This is a genomic window from Pseudonocardia sp. GCM10023141 (assembly GCF_042653605.1).
Genome location: NZ_JBHSIR010000018.1, coordinates 63,129 through 89,647, shown reverse-complemented (window position 1 = coordinate 89,647; position 26,519 = coordinate 63,129). Strand labels below are relative to the sequence as shown.

Annotated in this window: 21 protein-coding genes and 1 riboswitch; of the genes, 11 read left to right on the top strand and 10 right to left on the bottom strand. The window is 73.7% G+C overall.

Features of this window, described 5'->3' with window-relative positions; translation table 11 throughout:
* Positions 1 to 416: 416 nt before the first annotated feature.
* On the bottom strand, positions 417 to 2,114 hold the full coding sequence (locus tag ACFPFQ_RS09820; RefSeq protein ID WP_379617059.1) for a formate--tetrahydrofolate ligase: 1,698 nt from the start codon (positions 2,112 to 2,114) through the stop codon (positions 417 to 419).
* Positions 2,115 to 2,231: 117 nt separating this feature from the next.
* Between ACFPFQ_RS09820 and ACFPFQ_RS09815 the strand changes: the two genes are divergently transcribed.
* The 3 genes from ACFPFQ_RS09815 (at position 2,232) to ACFPFQ_RS09805 (ending at position 5,292) form a co-directional block, all read left to right on the top strand.
* Complete coding sequence (locus tag ACFPFQ_RS09815) at positions 2,232 to 3,086, top strand: class I SAM-dependent methyltransferase (protein WP_379617057.1); 855 nt, start codon at positions 2,232 to 2,234, stop codon at positions 3,084 to 3,086.
* 92 nt (positions 3,087 to 3,178) lie between these two features.
* A complete protein-coding gene (locus ACFPFQ_RS09810) occupies positions 3,179 to 4,624 on the top strand; it encodes an MFS transporter (RefSeq protein ID WP_379617055.1) in 1,446 nt (481 codons plus the stop codon).
* Positions 4,625 to 4,740: 116 nt separating this feature from the next.
* Positions 4,741 to 5,292, top strand: coding sequence for a hypothetical protein (locus tag ACFPFQ_RS09805; protein WP_379617053.1), 552 nt, complete (start codon positions 4,741 to 4,743; stop codon positions 5,290 to 5,292).
* Here ACFPFQ_RS09805 and tatA read toward each other — a convergent pair.
* Positions 5,231 to 5,575: a Sec-independent protein translocase subunit TatA gene (tatA, locus tag ACFPFQ_RS09800; protein WP_379617051.1), complete on the bottom strand. Its 345-nt coding sequence runs from the start codon at positions 5,573 to 5,575 to the stop codon at positions 5,231 to 5,233. The genes ACFPFQ_RS09805 and tatA overlap by 62 nt on opposite strands.
* A 187-nt stretch (positions 5,576 to 5,762) precedes the next feature.
* Between tatA and ACFPFQ_RS09795 the strand changes: the two genes are divergently transcribed.
* The 3 genes from ACFPFQ_RS09795 (at position 5,763) to ACFPFQ_RS09785 (ending at position 8,148) form a co-directional block, all read left to right on the top strand.
* The gene (locus ACFPFQ_RS09795) at positions 5,763 to 7,451 is read left to right on the top strand and encodes an LCP family protein (RefSeq protein WP_379617049.1); all 1,689 of its coding nucleotides are present in this window, start codon (positions 5,763 to 5,765) and stop codon (positions 7,449 to 7,451) included.
* A gap of 66 nt (positions 7,452 to 7,517) precedes the next feature.
* Entirely contained in the window at positions 7,518 to 7,802 is a 285-nt protein-coding gene (locus tag ACFPFQ_RS09790) for a cupin domain-containing protein (RefSeq protein ID WP_379617047.1), read from the top strand.
* 76 nt (positions 7,803 to 7,878) lie between these two features.
* Positions 7,879 to 8,148, top strand: a complete 270-nt coding sequence (locus ACFPFQ_RS09785; protein ID WP_379617045.1) for a GlsB/YeaQ/YmgE family stress response membrane protein — start codon at positions 7,879 to 7,881, stop codon at positions 8,146 to 8,148.
* 18 nt (positions 8,149 to 8,166) lie between these two features.
* Here the strand turns inward: ACFPFQ_RS09785 and ACFPFQ_RS09780 are convergent, their stop codons facing one another.
* Together ACFPFQ_RS09780 and ACFPFQ_RS09775 are read right to left on the bottom strand one after the other, a co-directional pair.
* Positions 8,167 to 8,559, bottom strand: coding sequence for a hypothetical protein (locus tag ACFPFQ_RS09780; RefSeq protein ID WP_379617043.1), 393 nt, complete (start codon positions 8,557 to 8,559; stop codon positions 8,167 to 8,169).
* Positions 8,556 to 10,226, bottom strand: a complete 1,671-nt coding sequence (locus tag ACFPFQ_RS09775) for a SulP family inorganic anion transporter (protein ID WP_379617041.1) — start codon at positions 10,224 to 10,226, stop codon at positions 8,556 to 8,558. Before ACFPFQ_RS09775 ends, ACFPFQ_RS09780 begins: the two co-directional genes overlap by 4 nt.
* Before the next feature lie 277 nt (positions 10,227 to 10,503).
* Between ACFPFQ_RS09775 and def the strand changes: the two genes are divergently transcribed.
* Positions 10,504 to 11,019, top strand: coding sequence for a peptide deformylase (def, locus tag ACFPFQ_RS09770; RefSeq protein WP_379617039.1), 516 nt, complete (start codon positions 10,504 to 10,506; stop codon positions 11,017 to 11,019).
* Between the two features lie 14 nt (positions 11,020 to 11,033).
* Here the strand turns inward: def and ACFPFQ_RS09765 are convergent, their stop codons facing one another.
* Complete coding sequence (locus ACFPFQ_RS09765; protein WP_379617037.1) at positions 11,034 to 11,237, bottom strand: hypothetical protein; 204 nt, start codon at positions 11,235 to 11,237, stop codon at positions 11,034 to 11,036.
* A 155-nt stretch (positions 11,238 to 11,392) separates the two neighbouring features.
* On the opposite strand from ACFPFQ_RS09765, the gene ACFPFQ_RS09760 reads away from it, so the two are divergent.
* Entirely contained in the window at positions 11,393 to 13,588 is a 2,196-nt protein-coding gene (locus tag ACFPFQ_RS09760) for a heavy metal translocating P-type ATPase (protein ID WP_379617035.1), read from the top strand.
* Between the two features lie 18 nt (positions 13,589 to 13,606).
* Here the strand turns inward: ACFPFQ_RS09760 and ACFPFQ_RS09755 are convergent, their stop codons facing one another.
* From ACFPFQ_RS09755 to cobN, 4 genes are all read right to left on the bottom strand, one after another.
* Positions 13,607 to 15,193 carry a hypothetical protein gene (locus ACFPFQ_RS09755; protein WP_379617033.1) on the bottom strand — a complete coding sequence of 529 codons (1,587 nt, stop codon included), beginning with the start codon at positions 15,191 to 15,193 and terminating at the stop codon, positions 13,607 to 13,609.
* Positions 15,178 to 15,921 carry an ABC transporter ATP-binding protein gene (locus ACFPFQ_RS09750; RefSeq protein ID WP_417715028.1) on the bottom strand — a complete coding sequence of 248 codons (744 nt, stop codon included), beginning with the start codon at positions 15,919 to 15,921 and terminating at the stop codon, positions 15,178 to 15,180. The genes ACFPFQ_RS09755 and ACFPFQ_RS09750 overlap by 16 nt, the downstream gene beginning before the upstream one ends.
* Positions 15,922 to 16,107: 186 nt before the next feature.
* Positions 16,108 to 18,039, bottom strand: coding sequence for a cytochrome c oxidase assembly protein (locus ACFPFQ_RS09745; RefSeq protein ID WP_379617029.1), 1,932 nt, complete (start codon positions 18,037 to 18,039; stop codon positions 16,108 to 16,110).
* A gap of 98 nt (positions 18,040 to 18,137) precedes the next feature.
* Entirely contained in the window at positions 18,138 to 21,785 is a 3,648-nt protein-coding gene (gene cobN / locus ACFPFQ_RS09740; RefSeq protein WP_379617027.1) for a cobaltochelatase subunit CobN, read from the bottom strand.
* 101 nt (positions 21,786 to 21,886) lie between these two features.
* Positions 21,887 to 22,008, bottom strand: a riboswitch (cobalamin riboswitch).
* 196 nt (positions 22,009 to 22,204) lie between these two features.
* On the opposite strand from cobN, the gene ACFPFQ_RS09735 reads away from it, so the two are divergent.
* The 3 genes from ACFPFQ_RS09735 to ACFPFQ_RS09725 are packed head-to-tail and all read left to right on the top strand — an operon-like array spanning position 22,205 to position 25,466.
* On the top strand, positions 22,205 to 23,341 hold the full coding sequence (locus tag ACFPFQ_RS09735) for a precorrin-3B synthase (protein ID WP_379617025.1): 1,137 nt from the start codon (positions 22,205 to 22,207) through the stop codon (positions 23,339 to 23,341).
* Positions 23,338 to 23,964: a precorrin-8X methylmutase gene (locus ACFPFQ_RS09730; RefSeq protein WP_379617023.1), complete on the top strand. Its 627-nt coding sequence runs from the start codon at positions 23,338 to 23,340 to the stop codon at positions 23,962 to 23,964. The genes ACFPFQ_RS09735 and ACFPFQ_RS09730 overlap by 4 nt, the downstream gene beginning before the upstream one ends.
* A gap of 2 nt (positions 23,965 to 23,966) precedes the next feature.
* On the top strand, positions 23,967 to 25,466 hold the full coding sequence (locus ACFPFQ_RS09725; protein ID WP_379617021.1) for a precorrin-2 C(20)-methyltransferase: 1,500 nt from the start codon (positions 23,967 to 23,969) through the stop codon (positions 25,464 to 25,466).
* A 135-nt stretch (positions 25,467 to 25,601) separates the two neighbouring features.
* Here the strand turns inward: ACFPFQ_RS09725 and ACFPFQ_RS09720 are convergent, their stop codons facing one another.
* Positions 25,602 to 26,516, bottom strand: a complete 915-nt coding sequence (locus ACFPFQ_RS09720; RefSeq protein WP_379617019.1) for a Dyp-type peroxidase — start codon at positions 26,514 to 26,516, stop codon at positions 25,602 to 25,604.
* Positions 26,517 to 26,519: the final 3 nt, after the last annotated feature.

Sequence of the window (26,519 nt, the reverse complement as noted above, 5' to 3'; positions counted from 1 at the left end):
AGGTCGTGACGATCGAGCACCCGCTCGGTCTACCGCATCCACCGATCAAGATCCACGGGACACGCTCTAACCCGAGGGCGAACGCACGCCCCCGGGAGAAACCGACAGAAGGGACGCACCACCCCAACTCGCAGGCCCCTCCGTCCCAACTCGCGGGCCCCTCCACCCCAACTCGCGGGCCCCTCCACGACAACTCGCGGGGCGCCCCGGCGCAACTCGCGGGCCCCTCCACCCCAACTCGCGCCGGACCGCGACCCCGGAGGTACGCGAGTTGCGCCCCACCGCCCCGCGAGTTGCGCCCCACCGCCCCGCGAGTTGCGCCCAATCGCCCCGCGAGTTGCGCCGGGGCGCCCCGCGAGTCGGGCTCAACTGCACCGCGAGTCGGGACGGAACGGCCCCTGAGTCGGGATGGTGGGCTACGAGAGGCCGACGATCTCGCCGTCGGCGTCGATGTCGATCGTGTGGGCGGCGGGGTGCGCGCCCAGGCCCGGCATGGTGCGCATGTCGCCGCAGATCGGGTAGATGAACCCGGCACCGATCGACGCGCGCACCTCGCGCACCGGCAGCCGCCAGCCCGTCGGGGCACCCGTGAGCGTCGGGTCCGAGGAGATCGACAGGTGGGTCTTCGCGATGCAGACCGGCAGGTCGCCGAAGCCGTTGCTCTCGAAGCTGTCGAGCTGCCGCGCCGCCGCCGGGTCGTAGTCGACGCCGTCGGCCCCGTAGATCGTGCGCGCCACGATCTCGATCTTCTCCCGCAGCGGTGCCGCATCGGGGTAGAGGAACCGGAACTCCGACGGCTCCGCCGCAGCCTCGGCGACCGCGTCGGCCAGTTCGACGGCACCGCGTCCGCCGTCGGCGAAGTTGGTGCAGACCGCCACCCTGGCGCCCATCGACGCGGCGATCTCGCGGATCGCCTCGTGCTCGGAGGCGTGGTCGTCGGGGAACGCGTTGATCGCCACCACCGGAGACACGCCGTGCACCCGGATGTTCTCGATCTGCTTGCGCAGGTTGGCGCCGCCGATGTGGACCTCGTCGGAGTTCTCGGCGAGCAGCCCGGCCGGCAGCGGGCGCCCGGCCACGATCTTGTGGTTGCCCGAGTGGGCCTTGAGCGCACGCACCGTCGCCACCACGACGGCCGCGTCGGGGGTGAGGCCCGATGCCCGGCACTTGATGTTGAAGAAGCGCTCGGCGCCCATGTCGGCGCCGAACCCGGCCTCGGTGATCAGGTACTCGCCGCTGTGGATGCCGATCAGGTCGGCCACCACCGACGAGTTGCCGTGCGCGATGTTGCCGAACGGGCCCGCGTGCACGAGGACGGGCGTGCCCTCCAGCGTCTGCATGAGGTTGGGCTTCAGCGCCTCCCGCATGATCACGGCCATCGCGCCGGCCCCGCCGATGTCCTCGGCCGTGACGGGCGTGCCCTTGGGCGTGTACCCGACCACGATCCGCCCCAGCCGCGTGCGCATCTCCTGCACGGACCGCGCCAGCGCGAAGATCGCCATGACCTCCGATGCCGCGGTGATGTCGAAACCCGTCTGGCGCGGGATCCCGTCGAGGCGCCCGCCGAGCCCGACGATGACGTTGCGCAGCGCCCGGTCGTTGACGTCGAGCACGCGACGCCAGGTGATGTTGTGCGGGTCGAGGTCGGCCTCGTTGCCCTGGAACAAGTGGTTGTCCAGCAGCGCGGAGAGCATGTTGTGCGCCGACGTCACGGCGTGGAAGTCACCGGTGAGGTGCAGGTTGAGGATCTCCATCGGCACGACCTGCGAGTAGCCGCCGCCCGCCGCGCCGCCCTTGATCCCGAACGTCGGCCCCATCGACGGCTGGCGGATCGCGACCGTGGCCCGGCGCCCGGTGTGGCGCATCGCCTGGCCGAGCCCGACGGTGGTGGTGGTCTTGCCCTCCCCCAGCGGCGTCGGCGTGACCGCCGAGACCACGACGTACTTCGCCCGCGGTCGGTCGGCGAGCTCCTCGACGGCCTCGAGTCGGATCTTCATGACGTCGCGCCCGTAATGCTCCAGCAGGTGCGCGTCGAGGCCCATGTCGTCCGCCACGTCGCCGATCGGTCGCAGCGCCGCCCCGCGGGCGATCTGGAGGTCACTCGGAAAGGACACGTCAACTCCTGCGATCGGGGGGCCGGCGCCGATGATCGAGCGCCCGATGATCCTGCCTGACGCCCCGCCGGTGCCCCCTGCCCGCCCCGGTCGTGATCACTGGGGCAGGGTGGCCCCGTGACGTTCACCGATGCAGATGCCACCGCCGTCGCCGCGGCGATGGCGACCGGGCAGTCGAACCCCGCGATGCAGCAGATCCAGACGCGCTACCGGCTGGGCCTCGCCGCGGCGTGGGGCATCGCGCCGGGCGCCACGGTGCTCGAGGTCGGCTGCGGGCAGGGCGACATGACCGCGGCGCTCGCCCATGCCGTCGGGCCCGGCGGTCGGGTCGTCGGCGTCGACCCGGCCGGGCCCGACTACGGCGCCCCGGTGACGCTCGGCGACTCGGTGGCCCACCTGCTCGCCACCCCGCTCGGGAAGCGGATCGAGATCCGGCTCGGGCTCGACGTCCTGGACGCGCCCGACACGTTCGCGCCCGACACGTTCGACCACGTGGTCATCTCGCACGCCGCCTGGTACTTCGCCTCGCTCCACCAGCTCACGCGCACCCTCGCGGTGATCCGGCCGTGGGCGCGGCAGCTGTGCTTCGCCGAGTGGGACCTGCGCGCCCGCACCCCGGAGCAGCTCCCGCACCTGCTCGCCGTGCTCGTGCAGGGCCAGATCGAGGCGAACGGCTCGCGCGGCGAGGGCAACGTCCGCACGCTGTTCTCCCGCCGGCAGCTGCTGCGGATCCTGGACGAGGCCGGCTGGACGGCAGGCGACGTGCAGGACATCGACGCCACCGGCATGCACGACGCCGACTGGGAGATCGGATCCTGCCGCGCGCTGCTCGCCGACGCCGCCCGGCTGGCCGCGATCCCGCCGGCCGTGCTCGACCTCGTCCGGGCCGAGGGCGACACCCTCGAGGAGATCGCCCGCGATCGCGGCAACGCCGCCCTGCCCGCCTACGCCGTGGTGGCGACGCGGGGGTAGCCACCGCTCCCCCGTTCCTGTCATCCGGGACGGCGCTGTGACCCCACTCGAAACGAGTTGATTGCTTCCTGGCAAGCAACTAGCGTCGGGGCATGCTGAGAGCCGGTCCGGAAACGCACGCACCCGGGGCGCAGGCCACAACCGGCGCCCCGGCAACTGGCAACTCGGCGATCGGCGACGAGCCGATGCGCGGCCGGGGCACCGTGTTCGCCGTCGTCGGGCTGGCGCTGCTGCTCGGCTCGATCGACCAAACCGCGGTCGCCACCGCGCTGCCCACGCTCCAGCACGAGCTCGGCGCCCCGCTGTCCTGGACGAGCTGGACGATCACCATCTACTCGCTCGGCGCGATCATCGCCATGCCCGTGGCCGGGCGGCTGGCCGACCAGTTCGGGCGCAAGTCCGTCTTCCTCGCCTCGATCGGCCTGTTCACCGTCGCGTCGCTGGTGGCAGGCCTCGCCGGCGACATCGCGACGCTGATCGTCGTGCGGGTGTTCCAGGGGCTCGCCGCGGGCGCGCTCGTGCCGTCGGCGACCGGCATCGTCGCCGAGCAGTTCGGGCGCAACCGCGACCGGGCGATCGGCATGTTCACCAGCATCTTCCCGATCGGCGCGATCATCGGGCCGGTCGTCGGCGGGGTGCTGGTCACGTTCACGTCGTGGCGCGCGATCTTCCTGGTCAACATCCCGATCGGTGTCGTGGTGTTCGTGCTCGTCGCGTTCCGGATCCGGCAGCGGCCCACCACCTCGCGCGCCCCGGTCGACGTGACCGGCATCGCGCTGCTCTCGACCTTGCTGCTGGCGACGATGACCGCGATCACCATGCTCGGCACCGACACCGCACCCGCGCTGCGCTACGGCACCGCGGGCGGTGCGGCGCTCGTCGCCGCCGTGCTGGCGTGGCGGTTCCTGCGCCACGCCCGCCGCGACCCGCTCGCCGTGGTCCCCATGCGACTGCTGCGAGGTCGCACGTTCGGCACGATGAACGCGGTCAACGTCATGTTCGGCATCGCCGCGCTGGGCTTCGGCACGCTCGTGCCGCTGTACGCGGAGGCCCGCTACGGGATCGTCCCGCTCGCGGCCGGGCTGCTACTGGCCGTGCGCGCGGTCGGGATGATCGCGACGTCGGGGCTCGCGGTGTCGCTGCTGCGCCGCGTCGGCAGCCGCGGTCTCATGGTCGTCGGGTTCGTCCTGCTCGCACTCGGGCTGGTGCTGCTCGCCGTGCCGCCACCCGGGGTCGACCCGCAGGTCTGGCTCTCGATCGCCGCCGGCGTGACCGGACTCGGCATGGGCGTGGCGGCACCGGCCACCAACAACGCGACGATGCACCTCGCGCCCGACGAGATCTCCTCGATCACCGGGCTGCGCGGCATGTTCCGCCAGATCGGCGCCATCGTCTCGATCTCGACGATCACCGCCGTGCTCACCAGCAGCGTCGACCCGGGGGCCGCCCAGGCGATCGCGTTCGCCGTGCTGGCCGCGGTACTCCTCGCGGCCCTCCCGCTCATCCTCTCGATGCCCGACCACCGCGGCAGCTGGTGATCCACTACGCCCCGCGGAGTAGCCCGCTCACCGTCCGGTGACGGACGCGCGGGTAGCCGCGGGAGCCCACGATCTCGGGAGCGGCCGCCGGGGCCGCGCCGAGGAATGGGGTCGCGATGGCCAGCAACGGAGTCCCGTGGCGCGTGCGCCCGATCACCCGCAAGGCGATGCTCGGTGTGCACATCGTCACAGCGGGGGCCTGGATCGGGATCGACGTCATACTCGGCGTGCTCGTGTTCACCGCGCTCTGGACCGCCGACGCGGGCACGGTCGCAGCGGCCTACCAGGTGCTGCCGATGCTGTTCTGGCCCGTGCTCGTGATGGCGCTGGGCTGCCTGATCAGCGGCGTCGCACTCGGGCTCAGCAGCCGCTGGGGCCTCCTGCGCTACCGGTGGGTGATCACCAAGCTCGCGCTCGCCCTGACCCTCACCGTGCTGGTGGTGCTGCTGCTCGGACCCAGCCTCGACGAGGCCGCTGCAGCGGGTCAGCGGCTCGCCGAGACGGGCGCGCTCGGCGCCGAACTGAGCGGTCTGATCTACCCGCCGATCGTCTCCACCACGGCGTTGCTGCTGGCCACAGCGTTGGCGGTGGCCAAGCCGTGGGGACTCAGACGGCGGGCCTCGGTGCCGGCTCCGGCAGCGGGACGGCCGTCGGAACGGGTGCGGTGACAACAGGGGCTACCGCGACGGGAGCTGGGGCGGCGGGAGCTGGGGCGGCGGGAGCTGGGGCGGCGGGAGCCGTGGCGGCGGGAGCCGTGGCGGCGGGGGACTGCGCCGCCGTCTCGGCCGCGGAGCCGTCGCCGTCCTTCGAGCGCAGCTCGCTCGTCTCGGCCTTGAGGATGCGCAGCGACTGGCCCATCGACCGCGCGGCCATCGGGAGCTTCTTGGCCCCGAACAACACCACGACGAGCCCGATGATGATCAACCAGTGCGTGGGGCTGAGTGCTCCCATGGCTCACGGCCTCCTCGGCTCGACCTCGACTACATTCGACTCTAGTGCCATCGCCACGTCCGCGTCCCTGCCGGGTGCCGGAGAGCAACCGCGATGGGGAGACGGAGTGGGCGTGTTCGGCACGGGTCGACGGCACCGGGCGCAGTCGCGCAGCGCATCCGCGAGCCAGCGGCACGTGAACTGAGACATGGACTCCCCCTCCCGCCGGCCGGGGCGTCCCGGTCCCGGACGCCGTTCCGAGCCGTGGCCGGTCACCCCCCGGCGACGGCGCCCGCTCCCGTCCGAGCAGCGCCCCCCGCAGACCGTCGCGGACGCACCGACCGAGCCGCACCCCGACCTGGCGGCCACGAGGCCCGTGTCGCGGCGGCCCGCCCGGAGCCAGCCCGGCAGGCCCCGCCCGCCCCGGCCCGCCCGTGGGCGGCGCCTCCTGCGCCGCTGGGTGCGCGGGATCGCGATCGCGCTCTCGGTCGTGACCCTCGTGGTCACCGGCTACGGCTGGTCGATCTACCGCCAGCTCGGCAACGACCTCGTCACGAGCGACGTGCTGACGCCGAGCCCCGACCGTCCCCTCGACGGCTCCACCGACATCCTGCTCGTCGGACTCGACAGCCGCACCGACGCGCAGGGCAACCCGCTGCCGCAGCAGGTGCTCGACCAGCTCAACGCGGGCGGCGACGAGGGCGAGCTCAACACCGACACGCTGATACTCGTGCGGATCCCGAACGATCCGGCCAAGACCTCCACGGCCGTGTCGATCCCGCGCGACTCCTTCGTCAACATCCCGGGCGGCTACGGCAACCACAAGATCAACTCGGCCTATGCGCGCGCCCGCAACGACGCGCTGACCAGCCTGAGGGCCAAGGGCGTCACCGGAACCGACCTCGACAAGCAGGCCAACCAGGCCGGACGCCGCGAGCTGATCACCACCATCGAGTCACTGACCGGTGCCACGATCGACCACTACGCCGAGGTCAACCTCGCCGGGTTCGCCGAGATCACCCGCACCGTCGGCGGCGTCCCGGTCTGCCTGGCCGCGCCCGCGCACGACGTGCTCTCCGGCGCCGACTTCGCCGCCGGTCCGCAGACCCTCGAAGGTCCCGCCGCACTGGCGTTCGTCCGCCAGCGCCACGGGCTACCGCGCGGCGACCTGGACCGCGTCGTGCGGCAACAGGCCTTCCTCGCGAGCATGGCCCACAAGCTGCTCTCGGCCGGCACGCTCGCCAACCCCGCCACGCTGTCGCAGCTGATCACGGTGATCAGTCGCTACGTCGTGCTCGACCAGGGCTGGGACCTGCTGGGATTCGCCGGCCAGGCGTCGGGCCTCTCGGGGGGCAACATCACCTTCCGCACCATCCCCACCGGCCGCCTGGACCTGCCCACCCCGAGCGACGGCGTGGCGGTCCAGGTCGACCCGAAGCTCGTGAAGTCGTTCTTCACCGACCTCGGCGCCCCGCCCGCCGATCCGGCGACGGCCACCGCCGCCACGCACCCGATCGTCGACGTCGCGAACGGCACGGCACGGGCGGGCCTGGCTGCTGCCGCCGCCGACGTGCTCGACAACAGCGGCTTCACGCCCGGTCAGATCGGCAACGCCGACGCCACGGCGCGGTCCTCGGTGCGCGCCACGGACGCCGACCGCGCCGCGGCGCAGCAGATCGCCACGCTGCTGGGGGGCCTGCCGGTCACCGTCGATCCCACGGTGGCACCCGGCCGCGTCGCCGTGCTGCTCGGTCGCGACTACAGCGGGCCCACCACCCCCTCGGACGCTCCGGACACCGCCGATCGGACCCCGACCCCGCAGCCCGGCGACGACGCCCCCGGCGCGCCGCCGGCCGCACCGGTCATCACCGCAGGCGGCGTCCCCTGCGTGAACTGATGCGCGCCGGCTGAATCCGGCCTGAGAATTCCCCGGCACACCGCTGCCGGACCGAGGAGCCCGAGCATGACCCGCCCTGCGGCCGTTCCCACCGTCCAGATCGAGAACGACCGGGTACGGGTCACCGAGTGGCGGTTCGCGCCGGGCGCCGAGACCGGCCACCACCGCCACGAGCTCGACTACGTCGTGGTGCCCGGCACCACCGGCACGCTGCTGCTGGAGACACCGCAGGGTGACATCCGCAGCCCGTTGGTGGCCGGGATCTCCTACGCGCGCCCGGCCGGGGTGGAGCACAACGTGGTGAACCTCGCCGACCACGAGTTCGTCTTCGTCGAGATCGAACTCAAGTAGCGCGCGATCGGGTCGCCCGAAGTGGATCTACTACGCTCGATCTCGCACGATCAGCAGCGACGTCGGGAGTGACGCAGTGATCTTCTCCATCATCGGTTGGATCGTCTTCGGCCTCATCGCCGGCTTCATCGCCCGCGCCATCGTGCCGGGCAAGGACGACATCGGCATCCTGCGCACGATCGTCCTGGGCGTCGTCGGCTCCATCGTCGGCGGCCTCATCTGGGGTCTGCTCACCGGCGGCATCCGCGGCTTCCAGCCGGCGGGCTGGATCGGCTCGGTGATCGGCGCCGTCATCGTGCTGGTGATCTACAACCAGGTCACCGGCCGCAAGCGCAACCGGCTCTGAGCCGGGCCGCCCCGCCGTTCAGGGGTGATCCACGATGTGGCACGGGATCGACGTGTTCTCGTCGAGGTGGTGGCTCGCGCAGACGCGGTGGTAGCCGTCGGCGATCTGCAGCGGTACGCCCGTGGCGATGTCGCCGCGCACCATCAGCACCGGTGAGAGCGCCTTCCCGTCCTTCACCTTCGCGAGATCGGCCGCCACGTGCACATTGTCGGCGGGCAGCAGCGGCAGGCAGGCGGCGCGCAGCACGTCCTTGGCCTTGAACTCGGCCAGCGGTGCGGCCTGCAGGCCCGCCACCAGCATGGACACCACCGCGGCCGAGGCGATCAGGGACAGGTAGGACGCGGCGGCCGGGTAGTCGTGCTCATCGGGCTCGGTCTTCCAGGCCACGGCCGGTCCGGACTTCTGGCTCATCGCGATGATCCCTTTCCGTGCTCCTGCTCGAAGGCCTCGAGCGCGGCGCCCGCGGTGTCGTAGAAGGCTGCGGCGCCGACGCGGGCGGTGATGCCGTAGCGGTCGAGCTGGGCGCGCACGTCGTCGGTGACACCGGAGAACACCAGCCGGGTGCCCTTGCCGTCGAGGATCTTCACGACGGTCGCGAGCACCGCCTCCGCCGAGTAGTCGATGTCGCCGATCGCGGCGGCGTCCATGCAGAACCAGACGGGCGGGTGCTCCCCCACCAGCTCCGTCATGTCGGCCGCGAGCCGCGACGCGTTGGCGAAGTACAGGCTCGTACCGAAGCGGTAGATCACGAGGTCGCCCGCGGTGCGACCGCCCGGGGTGACGGGCATCGACTGCCAGTGCCCCCGCGCGGACTTCACCAGCACGCTGTTGCGCGGGTTGTAGCTGTGGCGCAGGTGATCGACGATCGAGGCGACGACCGCGAGGATCACGCCCTGCTCAACGCCGATGAACACCACGGCGGCGGTGGTGAGCACGGCCACCACGAACTCGGCCGGACGCGCCGCGCGGATCTGGCGCAGGCCGACGATGTCGATCAGATCGACCCCGATCACCAGCACGACCGCGCCCAACGCCGCCAGCGGCAGCGCGGACAGGGTGCCGGTGAGGAACAGCAGCACGAGCAGCACCACCACCGCCGACGTCAGGTGGGCGACCTGCGAGCGGCCGCCCGCGCCGTCGACCATCTGGGTCTTCGTCGGGCTGCCGTTCACCACGAACGTGCCGCTGAACGCGGCGGCGATGTTGGCGGCACCGAGACCGACGAGGTCGGTGTTCTCGTCGGGACGCTCGTCGTAACGGGCCGCGTAGGCGCGCGCTGTGGCCGCGCTCTGCGCGAGGATCACCACGAACATCGACGCCGCCAGCGGCGCGAGCGCCAGCAGGTCGTCGACCGCGAAGCTGGGCAGCGCGACACCCGGCAACCCCGTCGGCACGGCGCCGAGCACGGCCACACCGTGGGCCTCCAGGTCGAGCAGGTGGCTCAGCAGGATGGCGGCGGCGACCGCGATCAGCGCGCCGGGGATCCGGTGGTTGACCAGGCGCAGCCCGAGCACGACGACGAGCACCGCCGCCGCCACGACCAGCGTCGCCACGTTCACCTGGGCCAGGCCGCCCGCGATCGTCACAAGGATCGCGACCGTGTCGCCGTGCGCGGCCGGGATGCCGGCCATCGCCGGCAGCTGCCCCACGGCCACCTGGATGCCGACACCCGTCAGGAAGCCCACCAGCACCGTGCGCGACAGGAAGTTGGCCAGGAACCCCAGCCGGATCACCCGCGCCACCAGCAGCAGCACCCCGGCCAGCAACGCGGCCGTGCCCGCCAGCTCGACGTAGCGGGCCGACCCCGCACCCGCCACCCCGACGAGGCCGGCCGCCAGTATCGCGGCGGTGGCCGAGTCGGCACCCACCACGAGGTGGCGCGAGGCGCCCAGCAGCGCGAACACCACCACCGGGATCAACATCGTGTAGAGCCCCGTGACCACCGGCATGCCCGCGATCCGGGCGTAGCCCAGCACCTCGGGGACCGCCAGCGCCGCCAGCGTCAGGCCGGCCAGCACGTCCGGGCCGATGCGGTCGCGCGACAGGGGCAGCAGGCCGCGCAGCAACGGCACCGCCACGTCGTCACCCCTCTCGCGCGAAGACGATCAGTCTGCTCCCTCGGGGCCCGCGATGGCAGGAAAGCCACTTTCCCGCAATGTCGTTGCGGGAAAGTGGCTTTCCTGCAACGACGACGGGCGCCGAGCCCCCTGGCCTGCAACGACGACGGGCGCCGAGCCCCCTGGCCTGCAACGACGACGGGCGCCGAGCCACCTGGCCTGCAACCCGGCCGGGCGGCCGCGGCCCCTGGCCTGCAACCCGGCCGGGCGCCGAAGGCCCCTGGGATAGCCTCGTGCCATGGCGGGCACGGCACGGCCGATCACGATGCACGGCGACCCGGTACTGCACCGCCCGTGCCGCCCGGTCACCGTTTTCGACGACGCGCTGGCCGCGCTCGTCGAGGACATGTTCGCCAGCATGTACGCCGCGTCGGGCGTGGGGCTGGCCGCCAACCAGATCGGTGTGGACGCCCGCGTCTTCGTGCTCGACTGCCCCGACCTCGATACCCGCGAGCGCACGGTCGGCCACGTCGTGAACCCCGTGCTGGAGCTCCCGCCACCCCCGCGCGAGCTCGTCGAACGCGCCGAGGGCTGCCTGTCGGTGCCCGGCGCGTCGGCCGAGCTCGCGCGCGCCGTCACCGCGGTCGTCACCGGGGTCGACGTGCGCGGCGAACCCGTCACGATCGCCGGCCGCGGTCTCGTCGCGCGCTGCCTGCAGCACGAGAGCGACCACCTCGACGGGCTGCTCTACGTCGACCGGTTGCCGGCGGCGGCCCGCCGGGCCGCGCTGGCCGAGGCGTTCCCGGGAGGCTGACCGCCCCGCCGGGTTCACCGCACCGTCAGGAGCACCTCGTCCAGCACGCCCTTGCGGATGTCGGCCACCAGGTCGGCGAGCTGCGGCAGGCTCATCTGGATCCGCTGCCCGAAGTCGTCGGTGATGATGATGCGCTGCTCCGGCACGGCGGAGTCGTCGACGAACAGTTCCGGACAGCCGCAGTTGCAGTTGCCGCAGAAGGTGGCGATGTGGCGCATTCTCGGTGAACCTCGTTCGCAGGGGACGGTAGGGACGTTCAGGGGTCTGACCGTAGGCGCCGTCGGTTCCGGGAGGGGACGAGATCACCCCGATCGAGTGACGTTGCCACCCCCTCGCGGGAACCAGCGCGCCCTCCGCGGCGACTGCTGGCAGCGTGGAGATCGACACTCGCGCCCCCGCCGTCACCGTGGAGCTCGCGATCGGCGGCATGACCTGCGCGGCGTGCGTCGGGCGGGTGGAGCGCAAGCTCGCCAAGCTCGACGGGGTGCTGGCCACGGTCAACCTCGCCACCGAGCGCGCCACGGTCACCCACCCTGCGAACACGCCCGTCGCGACGCTCGTCGCCACCGTCGAGCGAGCCGGGTTCACCGCGGGGCCTGTCACCGATCCGGGATCCGAGCGGCCGCCGGCTCGTCGCGGCGTGGATGTGCTGCGCAGGCGGCTGGCGGTGGCGCTGGTGCTGTTCGTGCCGGTCGCCGACGTGTCGGTGGCGCTGTCGCTCGTACCCTCGCTGCGGTTCCCCGGCTGGCAGTTCCTGATCGCCGTGCTCGCGCTGCCGGTGGTCGGGTGGGCGGCCTGGCCATTCCACCGCGCCGCGCTGGCCGGGCTGCGCCACCGCACCACGACGATGGACACGCTGGTGTCGCTCGGGATCGTGGCCGCGTCGGCCTGGTCGCTCGCCACGCTGCTGGCCACCGGCGGGCTCCCCGACACCGCCACCGGCTGGGACGCCGTGCTGCACCCGAGCGGCCCGCTCTACCTGGAGGTCGCCGCCGGCGTCACGGTGTTCCAGCTCGCCGGGCGCTACTTCGAGGCGCGCGCCCGCCGCGCCGCCGGTGGCGCGATGCGGGCTCTGGGACGGCTGCGCCCGGCCGACGTCGCGGTGCTGCGCGGCGGTGTCGAGCACCGGGTGCCGGTGGCGCACCTGCGCGTCGGCGACACGTTCGTGGTGCGGCCGGGTGAGCGGGTCGCCACCGACGGCTCGGTCGTCGACGGCGAGGCCTCGATCGACATGAGTGCACTGACCGGTGAGCCGCTGCCCGTCGACGTCGTGGTGGGCGACCCGGTCACCGGGGGCACCGTCACGCTCGCCGGTGCGGTGACGGTCCGCGCCGACCGGGTCGGCGAGTCCACGGTGCTGCGGGGCATGCTGCGGGCCGTCGAGCGGGCGCAGGTCGAGAAGTCGGCCGTGCAGCGGCGCGTCGACCGGATCTCGGCCGTCTTCGTGCCGGCCGTGTTGCTGCTCGCGGTCGCCACCCTCGCCGGCGCGCTGCTGGCAGGGATCACTCCGTCCAACGCCGTCGCCCGCGCCGTGGCCGTGCTCGTGATCGCCTGCCCGTGCGCACTCGGCCTCGCCACGCCGACGGCGCTGATGGTCGCGACCGGTCGCGGCGCTGAGCTGGGGATCTTCGTGACCGGGTTCCGCGCGCTGGAGACCGTCCGCGCCGCCGACGTGGTGGTGCTGGACAAGACCGGGACGCTGACCGCGGGGCAGATGCGGGTGCGGGAAACGGCGGGCGACGCGGCCGCGGTCCGGCTCGCCGCCGCCGTGGAGCAGCGCTCCGAGCATCCCATCGCCGCCGCGGTGGTGGCGCACACGGACGGCCCGGTGGGGCTGCCCGCCGTCACCGGGTTCCGGCAGCTCGCCGGGCTGGGCGCCGCCGGCACCGTCGAGGGCCACGCCGTGCTCGTCGGTCGGCCCGCACTCGTCGGGGAGCTCGGCCCGCTGGCCGCAACGGCCACCGCCTGGGCCGACGGTGGGGCCACGGTGATCGCCGTGGCGGTCGACGGGGTCGCCGCCGCGGTCCTCGCGCTCACCGACCCGCTGCGCCCGGGCGCAGCGGCGGCACTGGCACAGCTTCGCGCCATGGGCATGCGTCCGGTGCTGATCACGGGCGACGGCTCCGGCGCTGCGCACGCCGTCGCCGCCGCCGTCGGGATCGAGGAGGTGCACGCCGGTGCGCTGCCGTCGGACAAGCTCGCGCTCGTCGCGGTGCTGCGGGCCGCGGGGCACACCGTCGCGATGGTCGGGGACGGCGTCAACGACGCTGCGGCGCTCGCCGCCGCGGACCTGGGCATCGCGGTGGGCTCGGGCACCGACGTCGCGCTCGCGGCCGCCGACCTCGTCCTCGTCCGCGACGACCTCGCGATCCTGCCGGTGGCCGTGCGGCTGGCCCGCGCGACGGTCGCCACGGTGCGCGGCAACCTGTGGTGGGCGTTCGGCTACAACGTCGCCGCGCTCCCCCTCGCGGCGTCCGGGCTGCTCAACCCGCTGGTGGCGGGCGCGGCGATGGCCTGCTCCTCGCTGCTGGTGGTGACCAACAGCCTGCGGCTGCGCGCTGCCGCCTGACCCCGCTCCCGGCGCCGATCAGGCCGGCACCCGCACGGCGGCCAGCACTTCGGGCCCGGTCGCCTCGAGCCGCTGGTAGGCGAGCCGGCCCCACCACCACGCCGCGGCGATCCCGCTCGCGATCCCGGCCGGGATCGCCGCCCACGTCGCCGCGGGGACGAGCCCGGTGCCCCCGAGCACCAGCAGCACCCCGGCGGGCAGCGCCGCGCTCACCTGCAGCAGCACCAGCCACAGCCGCGTCATGACGTTGGCCAGGTCACCGCCGCTGCGGCTCGACGCGAAGGGGTTGCGCCCCCTGCTTCCCGCCATCGGGAACGGCGAGCGCACCGATGCGAGCAGCACCGTGCCCGCACCGGCGCCGAGCAGGGCCGGTACCAGCGCGATCAGGAGCGGGTAGCGCTCGGGATCCCCGGTCACCGCGGGCAGGACGGCCGCTGCCAGCAGGGTCACCGGGCCCACGATCAGCGTCCATGCCCACTGGCGGCCGCGGACGTCGGCCCGCGCGGCGCCGGGGGTGATCAATGTCTGCCACACCGCCGAGCCATCCATGCCGTAGAGGTTCCCCACCTGCATCGTGGCGAAGAGGGCGATCCACAGTGCCGAGAGGGCCAGCCCGCCGGGCCCCGAGCCCTGGGTGAGCGAGAACGCCGGGAGCAGCAGGCCGATCAGGATCGAGGTGAGCAGCAGGGCGCGGCGCTGGGCGTCGCGCCACCACATCGTGAGCTCCTTGCCGATGACGGCGCCCAGCGGGCTGTCGGGCAGCAGGCTGCGCCGGGGCCGGCGCCCGTCGGTGCGGGCCGCCCGGCGCGGTCCCGCCGTTGACGACCCCGCCGTCAGCCGGTGCACGAGCAGCCGCGACCAGGCCACCACGAGCAGCCCGTCGAGCACGGCCAGCGCCACCACCCACCCCAGCGCGGCCCACCCGTCACCCGCGGCCGCCGCGGCGACAGCGTTCGGGCCCCAGCCGCTGGGCAGGCCGTGCAGCACCGCGGTGAACGCCGGTGACGTCTGGCCGACCACGATCGGTCCGAGCTGCTCCATCGCCGAGCGGGCCGGCAGGTAGGCGAGCCCGACGAGCGCGGCGAGCACCACGCCGAGGTCCTTGCCGCGCCGCGATCCGAGCAGGGCACCGAGCCCGGCCATGACCACCCGCGAGAGCAACACCACCAGCGCCAGCTGCGCGGCGACGGCCACCACCGCGACGGCCGCGGCGGCGAGACCCGCCGGGACGGCGACGACGAGCAGCCCGCTGAAGACGATCAGCGACACCACCGGCGCCGTCCCGGCCAGCGCGGCCCCGAGCAGGCCGACCGCGAGCGCGCGCGGCCGGATCGGCAGCAGCGCGAAGTTCTCCGGGCGCAGCGTCTCGTCACCGCCGCCGGTCAGGATCGGGCCGAACAGCCAGCCGAGCGTCCAGACGGCGAAGAACGCCGCGGCGATGTCGGTGCCCACGGTGATGCCACCCGGGTGGGTCGCGGTGAGCACGACGCACACCAGCGCCGCGACCAGCCCGACGACGCCACCGACCACGAACGACACACCCGCCCTGCCGGTCATCGCGTTGCGCAGCACCCGCAGCTTCATGCTGATCAGGACGCCAACCACGACAGCCCCTCCCCGCCGCCGACGTGCCCGCCGACGAGGTCGACGAAGGCGGCCTCGAGGCTCTGCCCACCCCGGACGTCCGCGACCGCACCCGCCGCGACGACCCGGCCCCGGGTGATCACCGCGACGTGGTCGCACAGTGCCTCGACCAGCGCCATCACATGGCTCGACAGGACCACCGCACCGCCCGCGGCGACGAAGCGCTGCAGGATCGTGCGGATCGTGGACGCCGACACGGGATCCACGGCCTCGAAGGGCTCGTCGAGCACGAGCAGCTTCGGGGCGTGCAGCAACGCCGTCGCCAGCCCGATCTTCTTGCGCATGCCGGCGGAGTAGTCGATCACCATCGTCTGCTCGGCATCCGCCAGCTCGAGCACGGCGAGCAGCTCGTCGGCGCGCGCGGCGACGGTGGCCCGGTCCAGCCCGCGCAGGCGTGCGGTGTAGGTCAGCAGCTCCCGCCCGGTGAGGCGCTCGGGCAGGGCGAGACCGTCGGGCAGGACGCCGACCAGCGCCTTGGCACGCACCGGGTCCGCCCAGACGTCGTGGCCGAAGATCCGCACCGTGCCCGCATCCGGGCGCAGCAGCCCGACCGCCATCGACAGTGCGGTGGTCTTGCCGGCACCGTTGGGTCCGACGAGCCCGAAGAACGAGCCCCGCGGCACCGTCAGCCACAGCTCGTCCACCGCGACGGTCGTCGCGTACCGCTTGCCGAGGCCCGCGATGATCAGCGCATCCGCCGCCGCCCCCTCCCGCGCCCGTTCGCTGCCGTCCTGCTCCCGCACGTCCACCGCGTTCCCCCTCCCGGATGCGGCACCGTCGACCGGTGGTCTCGCAGGCGCGATGGTCGACCGTCCCCGGAGGTGGCGACATCGGCGCGGTGGGCAGCTTCTCGGTGGCTGATCGGCAGTGTTTCCTTACCGTCGCGACACCCCGGTGCTCTCCGAGCCCGCCAGCCGGGCCAGCATCGCGTTGTAGGCCTGCAGGTCGGACTCCCCGTCGGAGTCGGCCCTGCGGTCGTGGCGCGCCGCCTCCCGCGCGTCGTCGCGCGACCAGCGGGTGAGCAGCACGAGCACCACCAGCAGCATGGGCAGCTCCCCCGACCCCCAGGCGATCCCGCCGCCCAGGTGCTGGTCGCCGAGCAGGGCCGGCAGCCACGGGAGGCCCAGCTCGCGGTAGAAGTCGCCGCCGAGCACCGTGCCCGTGCTCATCACCGTGATCCCGAAGAACGCGTGGAACGGCATCGCCGCCAGCAGCACGGCCAGCCGTCCGATGTGGGGCAGCCGCGACGGTGCCGGGTCGACCCCGCACAGCGGCCAGAAGAACAGGTACCCGACGGCCACGAAGTGCAGGTTCATCAGCTGGTGGGCCCAGTGCTCCCGCAGCATCAGCTCGAACAGCCCTGTGAAGTACAGCGCGTAGAAGGACCCGACGAAGATCGGCAGCACCAGCAGCGGGTGGGTGAGCAGGCGGGCGGGCCGCGACGCCGTCGCCGCGGCGATCCACTCCCGGGGGCCGGGCGGGTCGCCCCGACCGGCGGCCGGGAGCGCCCGCAGGGCGAGCGTCAGCGGCCCGCCCATGGCCAGCAGCACCGGCGCCAGCATGTTCAGCGCCATGTGGTCGACCATGTGGATGCTGAACACGCCGCCCGCGTACCGGCCGACCCCCGACGACGTCGCGATGAGCACCACCGCGCAGCCCAGCAGCCAGGCGGTCGTCCGGCCGCGGGCCCATGCGTCGCCGCGGCGGTGCAGCCGGCGCACCCCGGCCGCGTACAGGAGCCCGGCGGCCACGGCGGCGAGACCGAACGCGATGTTGAACCGCCAGTCCAGCAGCAGCCGCGCCGCACTGACGGGCTCGGGCAGGTCGTAGCCGAGCAGTGACTCGCCGGTCGAGTCGGCCCGTTCCAGGAACCGCGGCGGTGCCCAGCGCGTCAGCACCACCCCGAGCACCCCGGCGGCGAGGAGACCGGCCACGAGCACCCCGGCCGCCGCACCCGTGCGGCGCCGCCACAGCGTCGCTGCACCCGCACCCGCGAGGCACAGCAGCACCAGGCGGGTGTCCGCGACCACCTCCCACGGCGCCGCACCGGGCACGCTTCCCCGCCACAGCGCGAGGAACAGCACCGCCGTGGCGCCGAGTACGACCAGGCACCCCGTCACCAGCCCGGCGGTCCGCCGGATCGCCGTGGCGTCGCGGACGCCACGGCGCAGCTGCGCCCGCACCGAGACGAGCAGCCCGACCGCGCAGGCGGCCGCCGCGTTCTGCAGCACCGACGCGTCGGTCGCCCAGTCGTGGCCCGCACCGCTGGCGAACTGACCGGCGACGCCCGGCGCCGCCACCGCGACCAGCGCCACCACTAGCAGCAACGGCGCCACCCACCACCGCAGCGTCGCGAACGCCGCGGCCCCGACGACGAGCAGCCCGACCGCGGCCACGAGCCATGCCACCGGCTCCCCGAGCGCGGCCAGCACGTCCCAGGAGCCGGCCGCGACGACGCCGCCGGGAGTGGAACCGGTCAGGTCCGCGGCCAGCAGGGGTACCAGCGCGAGCGCGGCGAGCCCGGCCGGCACCGCGGCCCAGGCGGCCCGGCGTACGGCGAGGTAGCCGTCGACGTCGAGCACGCCCGAGCGCTGGGGAGCGACGACGAACGCGGCGAACAGCAGCGACCCGACCGTCGCCCCGGCACCCAGCTCGGCCACCGTGCGCAGGAGCGGCACCAGCACGGCGGTCCCCGCGCCGGGCAGCGGGAGCCCCAACCGAGCGTACAGGCTCGAGTCCAGCGGGGCGAGCAGGGCGGCCAGCGCCGCGCCTGCCAGCGCCACCAGCACCCGGAAGAGGACCGTCACACGACCGGACGCCACCACTCACCCCTCGCCGCACGCGTGCCGGCGATCGCGCGGCACGCGGAGAGGTCGTCGGCGACGGCCCGCCGGTTCCCGCAGGCCTACTGCTCGTCGGCCTCCAGGTCGCCCTCGGTCTCCAGGTAGGCCTGCCGCAGCGCCGCGAGCGTCGCGTCCTCGGGCGCTTCCCACAGCCCGCGGTCGGCGGCCTCGAGGAGGCGTTCGGCCATGCCGTGCAGGGCCCACGGGTTGGAGTCGTCGAGGAACTTGCGGTTGGTCGGGTCGAGGACGTACTCGGCGGTGAGGCGCTCGTACATCCAGTCGGCGACGACGCCGGTGGTGGCGTCGTAGCCGAACAGGTAGTCGACGGTGGCCGCCATCTCGAACGCGCCCTTGTAACCGTGGCGGCGCATGGCCTCCATCCACCGGGGGTTCACGACGCGGGCGCGGAACACCCGCGCGGTCTCCTCGGACAGCGTGCGGGTGCGCACGGCCTCCGGACGCGTCGAGTCGCCGATGTAGGCCTCCGGCGACTTCCCGGTCAGCGCGCGGACGGTGGCGACCATGCCGCCGTGGTACTGGTAGTAGTCGTCGGAGTCGGCGATGTCGTGCTCGCGGGTGTCGGTGTTCTTGGCCGCCACCGTGATCCGCCGGTAGGCCGTCTCCATCGCGGCGCGCGCCGGCACCCCGTCGACACCACGGCCGTAGGCGTAGCCGCCCCAGGTCGTGTAGACCTCGGCGAGGTCGGCGTCGTCGCGCCAGTTGCGGGAGTCCACGAGCTGCAGCAGACCGGCGCCGTAGGTGCCCGGCTTGGAGCCGAAGATCCGGACCGGGCGGTCCGGCGCGTCGTCGGCGGCGTGCGCGCGGACGAAGTTCTGCTCGGGTGACTCGTCGAGGGCGGCCACGAGCTGCACCGCGTCGTCGAGCAGGGCCAGCACGTGCGGGAACGCGTCGCGGAAGAAGCCCGAGATCCGCACGGTGACGTCGATGCGGGGGCGGCCCAGCTCGTCGAGCCCGATCACCTCGAGCGCGGTGACGCGGCGGCTGGCCTCGTCCCAGACCGGCCGGACGCCCAGCAGCGCGAACACCTCGGCGACGTCGTCCCCCGAGGTGCGCATGGCGCTGGTGCCCCACACCGAGAGCCCGACCGAACGCGGCCAGTCGCCGTGATCGGCGCGGTAGCGGGCGACGAGCGACTCGGCCATCGCCTGGCCCGTCTCCCACGCCAGCCGCGACGGCACCGCCTTCGGGTCGACGGAGTAGAAGTTGCGCCCCGTCGGCAGCACGTTGATCAGCCCGCGCAGCGGCGACCCGGACGGCCCGGCCGCGATGAACCCGCCGTCGAGGGCGTGCAGCACCTGGTCGATCTCGTGGCGGGTCTGCTCCAACCGCGGCACCACCTCGTCGGCGGCGAACCGCAACACGGCCCCCACCCGGTCCCGAGATTCCGTCGAGAACGACGTTGTCATGATCGAAAGGCCCTGTTGATCATGATAACGTCGTTCTCGACGTTCCAGTTCGGCTGCCACCACGCCGGGTGCGGCGTCGGGGTCCCAGCCGGTCGCGTCCATCGCCGCCACGAGGGCGTGGGCGATCTCCTCGGCCTCGTCGGTGCGCGCCTTCGACTCGGTGCCGTCCTCCACCAGGCCCAGTGCCTCGCGCAGGCCGGGGACGCTCTGCTCCCCGCCCCACATCTGCCGGGCCCGCAGCATCGCCAGCACCAGGTCGATGCGCGCCTCCCCGGCGGGCGCGGCACCGAGGATGTGCAGCCCGTCGCGGATCTGCACGTCCTTGATCTCGCACAGCCAGCCGTCGACGTGGAGCAGGAAGTCGTCGAACTCGGCCTCGTGCGGGCGCTCGCTGAGCCCGAGGTCGTGATCCAGCTTGGCCGCCTGCATCAGCGTCCAGATCTGCTGGCGGATCGCGGGCAGCTTCGCCGGGTCGAGCGCGGAGATGTTGGCGTGCTCGTCGAGCAGCTGCTCCAGGCGGGAGATGTCGCCGTAGCTCTCCGCGCGCGCCATCGGCGGGATCAGATGATCGACGAGCGTGGCGTGCGCCCGGCGCTTGGCCTGCGTGCCCTCACCCGGGTCGTTGACGAGGAACGGGTAGATCAGCGGCAGGTCACCCAGCGCGGCGTCGGTGCCGCAGGAAGCGCTCATGCCCATCGTCTTGCCGGGCAGCCACTCCAGGTTGCCGTGCTTGCCGATGTGGACGATCGCATCCGCCCCGAAACCGCCGTCGGCCACCGGAGCGGCGAGCCAGCGGTAGGCCCCCAGGTAGTGGTGGCTGGGCGGCAGGTCCGGGTCGTGGTAGATCGCCACCGGGTTCTCGCCGAACCCGCGCGGCGGCTGCACGATGATCACGACGTTGCCGGCGCGCATCGCCGCGACCACGATCTCGCCGTCACGGTCGGTGCTGCGGTCGACGAACAGCTCACCCGGCGCGGTGCCCCAGTGGTTCTCCACATCCTCGCGGAAGTCCGCGGGCAACCCGGCGAACCACTGCCGGTAGCGGGCCGCGGAGATCCGCACCGGGTTGGACTCCAGCGCCTCCTCGGTGAGCCACTCCGGGTCCTGCCCGCCTGCGGCGATCAACGCGTGGATCAGCGCGTCACCGTCGGACTCCGCGACACCGGGCAGTTCCCCGATCACGTACCCGGCGGCCTGCATCGCCTGCAGCAGGGCGACCGCGCTGGCCGGGGTGTCGAGCCCGACGGCGTTGCCGATCCGCGCGTGCTTGGTGGGGTACGCGCTGAGCATCAGCACGATCCGCTTGTCGGCGTTGGGGATCTGCCGCAGCCCCGCGTGGCGCACCGCGATCCCCGCGACGCGAGCGGCCCGCTCGGGGTCGGGCACGTAGACCGACAGGCCGTCCGCGTCGATCTCCTTGAACGAGAACGGCACGGTGATCAGCCGCCCGTCGAACTCGGGGACGGCCACCTGCGTGGCGACGTCGAGCGGCGTCAGGCCGTCGTCGCCGTCGGCCCAGGCCGCGCGGCTGCTGGTGAGGCACAGGCCCTGCAGGATCGGCACGTCGAGCGCGGCGAGCTCGGTCACGTCCCACGCCTCGTCGTCGCCACCGGCACTCGCCGACGCGGGCTTGGTACCACCGGCGGCCAGCACCGTGACGACCAGCGCGTCGGCCTCGCGCAGCTTCTCGAGCAGGGCGGGCTCGGCCTGGCGCAACGACGCGCAGTACACCGGCAGCGCGCGGCCACCGGCGTCCTCGATCGCGGTGCACAGCGCCTCGACGTAGGTGGTGTTCCCGGCGAGCTGCTGGGCGCGGTAGTAGAGCACCGCGACGGTGGGGCCACTGGTCTCCCGCGCGGTGCGCTCGAGCACGCCCCACGTCGGGAGCGCGGTCGGGGGCTCGAAGCCCTCCCCGGTGAACAGCAGCGTGTCGGACAGGAACGCGTGCAGCTGCGCGAGGTTGGCCGGGCCACCCTGCGCGAGGTACGCGTGCGCCTCGGCGGCGACGCCGGCGGGCACGGTCCCCTGCTGCATCATCTCCGCGTCGGGCGCCTGCTCACCACCGAGCGCCACCAGCGGCTTGCCGGAGGCGACGAGGGCGTCGAGGCCGTCCTCCCAGTACCTGCGGCCACCGAGGATGCGGACGACCACGACGTCGGCGCCGTCGAGCAGGGCGGGAAGATCGTCGACGAGTAGGCGGGCCGGGTTGGCCAACCGGAAGCCGGCCCCGCTCGCGCGGGCCGACAGCAGGTCGGTGTCGGACGTGGAGAGCAGCAGGATCACGAGGAGACGCCCTCGGGCACGAAACAGCGGCACGCGGCGCAGCGCATGGGATTACCTTCCTCGGGATCCTCGTCCCAGGTCATGGTGGCGAGCGAGCGGGGCAGTGTCCTGGCTCCCGGATCGACGCTCGCCCCGGCCTTCCGGGTGCTACCCCGTGGCCGTTGACGGGGTTCGCTCCCCGGTGACAGTGGCGGGACCGCGCCGGACTCGCACCGGCTTCCTGGACCCGCTCGCGCTGTGCAGTTGTGCGCCTCACTGTCGGTGGCGTCGGGGCGGGAGTCAAGCCGGTCCCGCATCTCAGCAAGGTGGCCTTCCTGACGTTGAACGTCTGGAAGGCCACCTTGCTGACATCCCGGTGCGGCACGGAGTGTGATCGTCGGCTCCCCCGGCTCACCGGCGTGCGTGATTACAGTGACCCGGTGCCCACCCCCGTCCGTGTCCGCGTCGACGCCTGTCCCGGCGTCCTCGCCCCGCACGACGCCGCCGACGGCGCGCTCGCGCGCGTCCGGCTGCCGGGCGGACAGGTCGACGCGGCCGCGCTGTGGGTGCTGGCCGCCTGCGCCGAGGACCTCGGCGACGGGAAGATCCACCTGACGTCGCGGGGCAACCTGCAGCTGCGCGGCCTCGATCGCAGCGACCCCGAGCTGGAGCGCCGGCTCACCGGCTGCGGGCTGCTGCCCTCGCGCACCCACGAGCGGGTGCGCAACGTGCTCGCGTCACCGCTGTCGGGCATCGCCGGTGGCCTCGCCGACGTCCGGGAGCTGGCCCCGGCGCTGGACCGGGCGCTGTGCGCCCGCCCGGAGCTCGCCGGGCTGTCGGGCCGGTTCCTCTTCGCACTCGACGACGGTCGTGGCGACGTCGCCGCCGAGCAACCGGACCTGTGCTGGCAGGCTCTCGACGCCGCCACCGGCACGCTGGTCGTGGCCGGCACCGAGACCGGCGTCACCGCGCGGACCGAGGACGCCGTCGCGCTGCTGGTGCGCGCCGCCACCACGTTCCTGCAGGTCCGTGGCAGCGCCTGGCGCGCGATCGAGCTTCCCGAGGCCGACCGGGCCCGACTCGCGGGTCCATCCGCCCCGACTCGCGGGGCGATCCGTCCCGACTCGCGGGTCCTTCCGTCCCGACTCGCGGGGGTGGGTCCGGTGCGGCGTGCCGACGGGGGCACCGCGCTGGCCGTCGCTCCGGTGCTCGGGGAGTTGACGGCCGCCCAACTGCTGGTACTGGCCGACGCCGCGCAGCGGGTGGTCGTCACGCCGTGGCGGTCGATCGTGCTGCCGACCGCCGACGCAGCCGCACGGCTGGCCGCCGCCGGTCTGGTCGTGGACCCGGCGTCGCCCGCGCCGCTGCTCAGCGCCTGCGCGGGCCGGCCGGGCTGCGCGAAGGCGCTCGCCGACGTCCGGGCCGACGCCCGCACCGCGCTCCCCCTGATCCACCGCCGCACCCACGTCTCGGGCTGCGAGCGCCGCTGCGGGGCACCGCACGCGCCGCACGTCGACGCCGTGGCGCTCGCGGACGGCGGCTACCTGATCGACGGCGAACGGCAGGACGGCTTGTGAGCACCCGCACCTACATCCGCGACGGCGCGGAGATCTACCGGCAGTCGTTCGCGACGATCCGGGCCGAGGCCGACCTCTCGGGCCTGCCGCCCGACGTCGCCCACGTCGCCGTGCGCATGATCCACGCCTGCGGCCAGGTGGACCTGCCCCAGGACATCGGCTTCTCCCCGGGCGTCGTCGCCGCGGGCCGGGCGGCGCTGCGGGCCGGTGCCCCGATCCTCTGCGACGCCATGATGGTGGCCTCCGGCATCACGCGCACCCGGCTGCCCGCCGCCAACGAGGTGCTCTGCACGCTGCGCGACCCCCGCGTCCCGGCGCTGGCCGCGCAGCTGGGCAACACCCGCAGCGCCGCGGCGCTGGAGCTGTGGCGCGAGCACCTCGACGGGGCCGTCGTCGCGATCGGCAACGCCCCCACCGCGCTGTTCCACCTCCTCGACATGCTCGATGCCGGCGCCCCGCGTCCGGCCGCCGTGATCGGGATCCCGGTCGGGTTCATCGGCGCCGCCGAGTCCAAGGAGGCGCTCGCGGCCTACGGCATCGAGCACCTCGTCGTCCACGGCCGCCGCGGCGGCTCGGCCATCACGGTCGCCGCGGTCAACGCGCTGGCCAGCGAGCAGGAGTAGGCGTGCCCGGCAAGCTCTACGGGGTGGGGGTCGGCCCCGGCGACCCCGAGCTCATCACGATCAAGGCAGCGCGCGTCATCGCCGCCGCCGACGTGATCGCCTACCACTCGGCGCGCCACGGCCGCTCCATCGCCCGTGGCATCGCCGCGGCGCATCTGCGCGCCGAACAGATCGAGGAAGCGCTGGTCTACCCCGTCACCACCGAGACCACCGACCACCCCGGCGGCTACCAGGGCGCCATCGACGCGTTCTACACCGAGGCCGCGGCCAGGCTGGCCACCCACCTCGAGGCCGGCCGCGACGTCGTCGTGCTCGCCGAGGGCGACCCGCTGTTCTACGGCTCCTACATGCACATGCACAAGCGGCTGGCCGACCGCTACGAGACCGAGGTCGTGCCCGGGGTGACGTCGATCAGCGCCGCCGCGGCCGCGCTGGGCCAGCCGCTCGTGGAGCGCGACGAGATCCTCACCGTGCTGCCGGGCACCCTGCCCCGCGCCGAGCTGGCCCGCCGCCTCGCCGACACCGACTCGGCGGCGATCCTCAAACTGGGCCGCACGTTCGGCACCGTCCGCGGGGCGATCAGCGACGCCGGTCGGCTCGACGGCGCGCGCTACGTCGAGCGCGCGACGATGGCGGGCGAGCGCACCGCCGACCTGGTCGACGTCGAGCCCGGTTCGGTTCCGTACTTCGCGATCGCGCTGGTGCCGGGCAGCGTGGCCGCGTCCGTCCCCGCGCGCTACCCGGAGCCCACCACCGGCGCGGGTGAGGTCGTGGTGATCGGCACCGGACCCGCAGGCCGGGACTGGCTCACCCCGCAGACCGCCGCCGCCCTCGCCGCCGCCGACGACCTGGTCGGCTACGGCCCCTACCTCGCCCGCGTCGCCCCCAACCCGCGACAGACCCGCCACGCCAGCGACAACCGCGTCGAGGCCCAGCGCGCGGCGCACGCGCTCGACCTCGCGGCGTCCGGGCGGCGGGTGGCCGTCGTGTCCGGCGGTGACCCGGGCGTGTTCGCCATGGCCGCCGCGGTGCTGGAGGTGGCGGCCCAGCCCAAGTACCTCGACGTGCCCGTGCGCGTGCTGCCCGGGGTGACGGCCGCGCTCGCCGTCGCCGCGTCGGTGGGCGCACCGCTGGGCCACGACCACGCGGTGATCTCGCTGTCGGACCGGCTCAAGCCGTGGGACGTGGTGGCCGAGCGCCTGGTGGCGATGGCCCGTGCCGACCTGGCGATCGCGATCTACAACCCGCGCTCGTCCGCACGACCGTGGCAGGTGGGGGCGGCCCGTGACCTGCTGCTGGAGCACCGCTCCCCCGAGACGCCGGTGGTGGTCGGGCGCGACGTCGGCGGGTCGGGCGAGCGCATCACCGTCACGACGCTGGCCGAGCTGGACCCGGAGCAGGTGGACATGCGCACGCTGCTGATCATCGGGTCGTCCACCACGCGGGTGGTGCAGCGGGGTGGGCAGGCCACGGTCTTCACCCCGCGGCACTACGAGCGCTGATCGGCCCGCACGCTGCCCTGCCCGCCCTCGCCGCGAGGTGGGTGGCGGGTTGCAGGAAAGCCACTTTCCTGCAACGTCGTTGCGGGAAAGTGGCTTTCCTGCAACGGGGCCGGGGTCGGAACGGCGACCTGCGGCTCAGTCCTCCTCCGGCGGCGCGAAGCGCGCCAATGCCGTGACCGAGGGCACGGTGTAGTACCCGCCCGTCACCGGTGTGGTGTAGCACGTGAGCGCGTCGCGCACCCCGTCCCCGACGCCCGCCATCCGCCGCAGCATCTCCGCGAGCCGCCACTGGTCGCAGCTGAACCCGACGAACGCGGTGCCGTGCCCCGACACCCCGCCGAACGCGACGTTGCGCCGGAAGATCGGCAGCTCCTCGCCGTCGACCTCCAGCACCGTGCGGGAGACGTGGCTGTCGGCGGGCATCAAGGCTTCGTCGATCTCGATGCTGTCGGGCTTGCTGCGCCCGATCACCCGCTCCTGGTCCGCGACCGGCAACCGTTCCCAGGTGTCGGAGTCGTGGTCCCACATCTGCAGCAGCAGCACGCTGCTGCCCGCACCGGGCTGCCCGGGCGGCACCAGCGCCACGTCGGGCGCCTCGAGCAGCGACGGGTTCTCGGTGCCGTCGATGAATCCGGTGAGGTCGCGGTCCTGGCGGTAGTGCCAGCCGGTGGTCTCGCGGCGCAGCACCGCGACGGCCGCCAGCCCGTCGATCACGGCCCGGCCATTGTCGAAGACGGCCGTGCGGTCCACGCCTGCCACCCACACGACCGCGTCGCGCTGGGTCGCGGGCATCGTGTAGCCGTCGGCACCGACGAGGTCCTCGGTCCAGCTACGTGCGCTCGCCGGGACGTCGGCGGGCTCGGCCACCTCGGCCCACAGCTCCGGTCGGAACCCGAGCACCAGGTTGACCCCGCCCACCGTGGAGAGCGGATCGGCCAGCGCGGCCACGGCTGCGACCAGCGCGACGGCGTGCTCGCCGGGCCGCAGGTCGAACTCGAGGTAGGCGTGCTCAGGGGTACCGAGGGCGAAGATGCCGGACTGCGCGTTCACGGC

What these genes read in the sequence shown, in the direction of transcription:
- ACFPFQ_RS09810 (WP_379617055.1), top strand. Translation starts at nt 3,179, where the DNA reads ATGCTGAGAGCCGGTCCGGAAACGCACGCACCCGGGGCGCAGGCCACA.
- ACFPFQ_RS09805 (WP_379617053.1), top strand. Translation starts at nt 4,741, where the DNA reads ATGGCCAGCAACGGAGTCCCGTGGCGCGTGCGCCCGATCACCCGCAAG.
- tatA (WP_379617051.1), bottom strand. Translation starts at nt 5,575, where the DNA reads ATGGGAGCACTCAGCCCCACGCACTGGTTGATCATCATCGGGCTCGTC.
- ACFPFQ_RS09795 (WP_379617049.1), top strand. Translation starts at nt 5,763, where the DNA reads ATGGACTCCCCCTCCCGCCGGCCGGGGCGTCCCGGTCCCGGACGCCGT.
- ACFPFQ_RS09790 (WP_379617047.1), top strand. Translation starts at nt 7,518, where the DNA reads ATGACCCGCCCTGCGGCCGTTCCCACCGTCCAGATCGAGAACGACCGG.
- ACFPFQ_RS09780 (WP_379617043.1), bottom strand. Translation starts at nt 8,559, where the DNA reads ATGAGCCAGAAGTCCGGACCGGCCGTGGCCTGGAAGACCGAGCCCGAT.
- def (WP_379617039.1), top strand. Translation starts at nt 10,504, where the DNA reads ATGGCGGGCACGGCACGGCCGATCACGATGCACGGCGACCCGGTACTG.
- ACFPFQ_RS09765 (WP_379617037.1), bottom strand. Translation starts at nt 11,237, where the DNA reads ATGCGCCACATCGCCACCTTCTGCGGCAACTGCAACTGCGGCTGTCCG.